Raw genomic sequence first — 6,074 nt, 5'->3', positions numbered from 1 at the left:
GGCCAAGAAGGCGCGTGACGGTAAATTGACGCCAGCCGAAATGCAGGGCGCCAGCTTCACCATCTCTTCACTGGGCGGCATTGGCGGGCGTTACTTCACGCCCATCATTAACGCGCCGGAAGTCGCCATCCTCGGCGTGTCCAAGAGCCAGATGGAGCCGGTGTGGGACGGCAAGGCCTTCCAGCCGCGCCTGATGCTGCCGATGTCTTTGGCTTGGGATCACCGGGTGATCGACGGCGCAGGCGCTGCGCGCTTTAACGCTTACCTGGGCCAAATCCTCGCCGACTTCCGCCGCGTCCTCCTCTAAACGGGGCGGAACCATGACAACACTTGTAGTCGTCAAAAAGGCGGGGCAGGTCGCCATTGCGGCCGACACGCTGGTGACCTTCGGCGACACCAGCCTGGGCCACCGGTTTGAAGCCAACAGCAAGATATTCAAGGTCGACACGCCCGCGGGCATGAGCTATGTGGGCATGGCCGGCACGGTGGCGCATTTTCCGGTGCTGCGCAAGGCCATGGCGGCCTTGCCCAAAGAGCAGCTCAAGCTGGGCTCGCGCGACGAGGTGTTCGACACCTTCGTCAAGCTGCACCCCATGCTGAAGGAAACGTTTTTCCTGCAGACCAAGGAAGACGACAACGATCCCTACGAGTCCAGCCAGTTCACCGTGGTGATCGCCAATGCCAGCGGCATTTACGGTCTTTACAGCTACCGTGAAGTTTTTGAATTCAAGGAATTCTGGGGCATCGGCTCAGGCCGCAGCTTTGCGCTCGGCGCCATGCATGCCGCGTGGGACAAGGCCAAGACCGCACGCGAAGTGGCCATGGCCGGCCTGAATGCGGGTTGCGAGTTCGACAAGAACTCCGCCGGACCCGTCGACATATTCACCCTTAAATTGAAAGCCTCCAAATGAGTGCATCTCCTGTGATCGACATCAAGGTACCGGACATCGGCGACTTCGACGAAGTGTCCGTCATTGAAGTGCTGGTCAAGCCCGGCGACACCATCAAGGCCGAGCAGAGCCTGATCACCGTTGAAAGCGACAAGGCCTCGATGGAAATCCCGTCTTCGTCGGCCGGCGTGGTCAAGGACATCAAGGTCAAGGTGGGCGACAAGGTCAAGCAAGGCTCCGTCGTGCTGACGCTGGAAAGCACCGGTGCCGCCGCTGCGCCCGCCACAGATGCGGCACAAAAGCAGGCTGCAGCGCCCGCAGCACCTGCGCAAGCAGCTCCTAAAACTGTAGCAAGTCCTGCCGCAGCACCAGCTCCGGTTGCGGCCAGTTTCACCGGCTCGGCCGACCTGGACTGCGACGTTCTGGTGCTGGGCGCCGGCCCTGGCGGCTACTCCGCCGCCTTCCGTGCCGCCGATCTGGGCCTGAAGGTTGTGCTGGTAGAGCGCTACGCCACGTTGGGCGGCGTCTGCCTGAATGTCGGCTGCATTCCCTCCAAGGCCTTGTTGCATGTGGCCGCCGTGATGGACGAGGTCAAGCATTTCGACGCCCTCGGCGTGAGTTTTGGAGAGCCCAAGCTCGACATCAATAAATTGCGTACCCATAAAGAAAAGGTCGTCGGCAAGCTCACCGGTGGGCTGACGGCCATGGCCAAGATGCGCAAGGTCACCGTCGTGCGCGGTTTGGGCCAGTTCGTTGGCGCCAATCACCTGCAGGTTGAAGAAACCAGCGGTGCCGAAGGCCAGGAAAAAACCGGCAAGAGCCAGACCATCGCATTCAAGAACTGCATCATCGCAGCTGGTTCGCAAGCTGTACGCCTGCCTTTCATGCCAAACGATCCACGCGTGGTGGACAGCACCGGGGCGCTGGCGCTTAAAGAGGTGCCCAAGCGCATGCTGATCCTGGGCGGCGGTATCATCGGCCTCGAAATGGGCACCGTGTATTCCACGCTGGGCGCACGCCTCGATGTGGTCGAAATGATGGATGGCCTGATGCAGGGCGCCGACCGCGACCTCGTCAAGGTCTGGCAAAAGATGAATGCACCGCGTTTTGACAACATCATGCTCAAAACCAAAACCGTGGGCGCCAAGGCCACCAAGGCAGGCATCGAAGTCACATTTGAGTCCGCGGAGGCAGGCGGCAGCGCCCCGGCCCCGCAGACCTATGACCTGGTGTTGCAAGCTGTGGGCCGGACACCCAATGGCAAGAAACTGGCTGCCGAAAAAGCCGGAATCACGGTCTCCGACCGCGGCTTCATTCCGGTCGATATCCAGATGCGTACCAACGTGCCGCACATCTTCGCCATCGGTGACATCGTGGGCCAGCCCATGCTGGCGCACAAGGCCGTGCACGAAGCACACGTGGCTGCCGAAGTCATTGCCGGTGAACTGCAAGGCAACAAGGAACTGGCCAGTGCAGCCTTCAACGCCCGCGTGATCCCCAGCGTGGCTTACACCGACCCCGAAGTCGCATGGGTCGGCCTCACGGAAGACCAGGCCAAGGCCGAAGGTATCAAGGTCAAGAAGGGCCTGTTCCCCTGGACGGCTTCCGGACGCGCCATCGCCAATGGCCGCGACGAAGGCTTCACCAAGCTGCTGTTTGACGACAGCCCTGAGGCGCACGGCCACGGCAGGATCCTGGGTGGCGGCATTGTCGGCACGCATGCCGGCGACATGATCGGCGAGATCGCACTGGCCATTGAGATGGGTGCCGACGCCGTCGATATCGGCAAGACCATACACCCGCACCCGACGCTGGGCGAAAGCATCGGCATGGCGGCGGAAGTGGCGCACGGCAGTTGCACCGATTTGCCGCCAACGCGAAAGTAACGCTGAAAAGTTGCCAGAGGCGCTACGAAATCAGTAGCTGGCCGCGCAGATTCCTGAAGGGCTGCGCGGCTTTCTTATTGCTGAAGTTTGAACGCGACCTGGAAAAGCCTTGCGTAACCCAAGGCCGACGTTTAGCTGGAGCCTTGCATGCGCTAGTGCTTCCCATAACCGATCTGCAGGTAAGAATGCCTCTGACCCTTATCAGGTGAGCGCAAGCAGCTATTGAATTGATAGCGCGTTGCGTTCTCTTGGTTGGCATTCTTTTTGACATGTGCGGGCCGCGTAGACGTACATCTAAAGCATTCCCTGTTGTTTTGGCACCTTCACAGCGCGGGACAACAGCTCGTTGCCGAGGGCAAGCCATTAGAATTTCGACGACGCCAGCATTCCAAGTGTTGCGAGCGGGACGCGATTCGTTGCTGCCTGTCCGCGCCATGGGGTACCCCCATGGTTTTTTTGTACTTTGCGATTTCGGCGCGTGAGCGGACTGCGCATTCTGCGCACCCAGCTCACGCATGACCTGCTGGTTGGGATGCCGGCGTCAACCCAATTCCATGCGCGAAGCCAGCTTCCGACATTTGATTGCACGCGGCCTGGCTCGCGCACTGCTCGCCGACGCGGACAAGGCGGGCGGCACTGCCTTGGGCGCCCTTCAGGCAAGGGCCGCAGCAGCCCTCGGGCAGCGACCCGCGTGGCTTCGGGAGTTACTGGAACCGCTGACCTTGCTTTCGACCATCACCTGGCAAAAATTTGACGTCACTTCGCTGGCGCGGCGGCTGGAGGCATCGCATGCTTTTGATCTGGCCTTTGGGGAGGAGGACGACGACGAAGACGGAGAGCCCAATGACTCCAGTGAGCCGCAAGCCTCGCAGCCAAGCGATGACCGGGATGACCCCGAGCCGGAAAGGCCACCGCGAATTCGCCGGTTAATCCTGCGACCGGCGGTGATGCGCCCCCGRCCGTTGGGGCTGGAAGCTTGTGTCTTGCCCGACATCCCTACGGATGCCGATCTGGCGCGCTGGCTCCAGCTCTCCCGCGAGCAACTGCGCTGGCTGGCTCCGGCGACGCCGGCAGTTGTTGAACACTATCGCTACAGCCTGCAGCCCAAGCAGACAGGTGGCCTGCGTTTGCTGGAGACGCCCAAGGCAGAACTCAAGCGTGTGCAACGTCACATCCTGCATACGCTGCTCAGTCAGGTGCCGGTGCATGAAGCCGCGCACGGCTTTACCGTCGGCCGCTCAGTCAAAACCCATGCGGCAGCTCACGTCGGGCAAGCCGTGGTCATCCGTTTTGACTTGCAGGATTTCTTTGGCAGCGTAGGGGCGGCCCAGATCAATGCAGTCTGGCGCACGCTGGGTTACCCCGAAGGCGTGGCGCGAAGTCTCACCGCGCTCTGCACACACCGCACGGCGGGGATGGTGATCGAGCGTCTGCGCGACGATGGCGGGCTTGACTGGATAGGGGCCAAGCGCCTTGGTTCCGCGCATTTGCCGCAGGGCGCGCCCACCTCCCCGGCGCTGGCCAACCTCTGTGCTTTCAATCTCGATTTGCGGCTTGAAGGCTTGGCCTGGGTGTTCGGCGCGAGCTATACGCGCTATGCCGATGACCTGGTATTTTCAGGCCCCGAGTCGCTGCGACGGCAGTTTCGCGCCTTGCACGCCTGGGTTGCAGAGATCGTTCGCGACGAAGGTTTTACCCTGCATCCGGACAAGACGCGTTGCCTGCCCCGGCATCAGCGGCAGCGCGTGACCGGAGTCGTGGTCAATGTGCGACCAAATGTTCCGCGTGATGATTTCGACCGGCTGAAAGCGTGTTTGCATCAAAGCGTGCTGCATGGGCCAGCCTCGCAAAACAAGGACGGGCTTGCCGATTTTCGATCACACCTGCTGGGCCGGATTGGTTGGGTCGGGCAATTCAGCATGACGCGGCAGGCCAGACTCATGCGCCTGTTTGGGCAGATCAACTGGTCGATCTGAGGGTTGCCATGGCCGCGGAGGTGGCACACGGCAGCTGCATTGATCTGCGCCGGCGCGGCGCTAGCGCGGGGACGGCATCAGCCGCTCCTGAATCAGCTTCAAGGCTTCCGGCGAAACGCTCTCTTCGCCGCGGAAGGGGTTGTCCATCGCGGCGATGAAAAACAGCATCAAGCCGACAAAAGTCGCCAGGATGCCCGACAGCACAAGGTGTAGCGCCAGCCGGTCCATGGAAAACAGCCACAGCAGCGAAAAGTTCAGCGCTGCACCCAGACATACCACCCACCACAGCACACCCGAGAGGGAGGTGCTGACGATCTGCAGGCGCGCATACCGGGCCTCCAGAAAGCTGTTGAATTGCCGCAGTGTTTCGGCATGCAGGATTTCCTGTGTCCGGCTGGCGGGCGCAAATGACAGCAGTTGGCGGTGAATGTCTGAAACGCGCGTGGTTCCACCAGGATGCAGCCTTCCTTGCCGTTGTTCAGCCCAGGCTTCGTCGATCAGAAAGCGTACGTAGTCCCTCATCCCGCCTTCCAGCGTGGCGCGCGCTGGCTCCGGATAGTTCGACAGATCGCGGTACAGCGCCGCAATGGCGGTTGCCTCCTTGCCCACGGCTTTTTCCGCATCCGCGAAGTTCTGGTAGGTGGCAACCGCGATCAGACCCAGCATCAGCCCGTAGAACACCCCATAGGCCGAAAGAAAATAGCTGACAAAGTCATTGGCGTCTGGCTGCGGACCGAGCCACTTGCGCACCAACGGCCGCAGCAGAAGCAGACCGCCCCACGTGTAGGCCAGGCAGACGGCGCAAAAAAGCAGCGCCAGCACCCAGTTGGGTATGTCGTAAATCCAGTAGAACATGGCGCCTGCCCCTCTTGTTATGTCGAACTCCACTCCGAAGTGGATGATAACCAAAGGCCGCATGCCGAAAGTTTTCGGCACCGRCTGCCCGGCAAAACGCGGCCAGCGGTGCGGCAGAGGCTCAATACCCGATATACCGAAGTAAAAATTGACTGCAAGGCCAGTAAATACTGCGCAAACAGCTATCAATTTAATAGCCAACTCGCTTTACGTGAACCTCAGGGCGTACACCGGGCGACTCCAGCGCTGTGCCTTTCGCGCGGACATTCAGCTCAAGCTCCACCAGCTCCTGCGCGTAATAAGCAAAAGCCTCTGCCCGCGCTCCGGCGCGCACACGAGCGCCTCTTTCAGGGGCCGCTCACGCGGCCATCTGTACGGCGTGCCGGAAGATATCGCCCGGCGTGCTCATCCAGACCTGGCCCCGGTCACGTGCGGCGGCGACATGCTGAAGCGCGCGCCGCAGGTGG

5 protein-coding genes are annotated in these 6,074 nt (G+C 61.3%); 4 read left to right on the top strand and 1 reads right to left on the bottom strand.

What is annotated here, in order from left to right; translation table 11 throughout:
* From AC1D1X_RS13490 to AC1D1X_RS13475, 4 genes are all read left to right on the top strand, one after another.
* A partial coding sequence (locus tag AC1D1X_RS13490) for a 2-oxo acid dehydrogenase subunit E2 (protein ID WP_477698450.1) occupies window positions 1-307 on the top strand: 307 nt, incomplete at its 5' end.
* Between the two features lie 13 nt (window positions 308-320).
* A complete protein-coding gene (locus AC1D1X_RS13485) occupies window positions 321-911 on the top strand; it encodes an Ntn hydrolase family protein (RefSeq protein WP_457280579.1) in 591 nt (196 codons plus the stop codon).
* Window positions 908-2,776, top strand: a complete 1,869-nt coding sequence (lpdA, locus tag AC1D1X_RS13480) for a dihydrolipoyl dehydrogenase (protein WP_477669268.1) — start codon at window positions 908-910, stop codon at window positions 2,774-2,776. Before AC1D1X_RS13485 ends, lpdA begins: the two co-directional genes overlap by 4 nt.
* 554 nt (window positions 2,777-3,330) lie before the next feature.
* Window positions 3,331-4,752, top strand: coding sequence for a reverse transcriptase family protein (locus AC1D1X_RS13475; RefSeq protein ID WP_477669269.1), 1,422 nt, complete (start codon window positions 3,331-3,333; stop codon window positions 4,750-4,752).
* Between the two features lie 60 nt (window positions 4,753-4,812).
* Here the strand turns inward: AC1D1X_RS13475 and AC1D1X_RS13470 are convergent, their stop codons facing one another.
* Window positions 4,813-5,607: a bestrophin-like domain gene (locus tag AC1D1X_RS13470; protein WP_477669270.1), complete on the bottom strand. Its 795-nt coding sequence runs from the start codon at window positions 5,605-5,607 to the stop codon at window positions 4,813-4,815.
* Window positions 5,608-6,074 lie beyond the last annotated feature (467 nt).

The sequence above is a fragment of the Polaromonas sp. P1_G4 genome (genome assembly GCF_056405475.1).
This window is presented reverse-complemented; position numbering and strand designations above follow the sequence as displayed.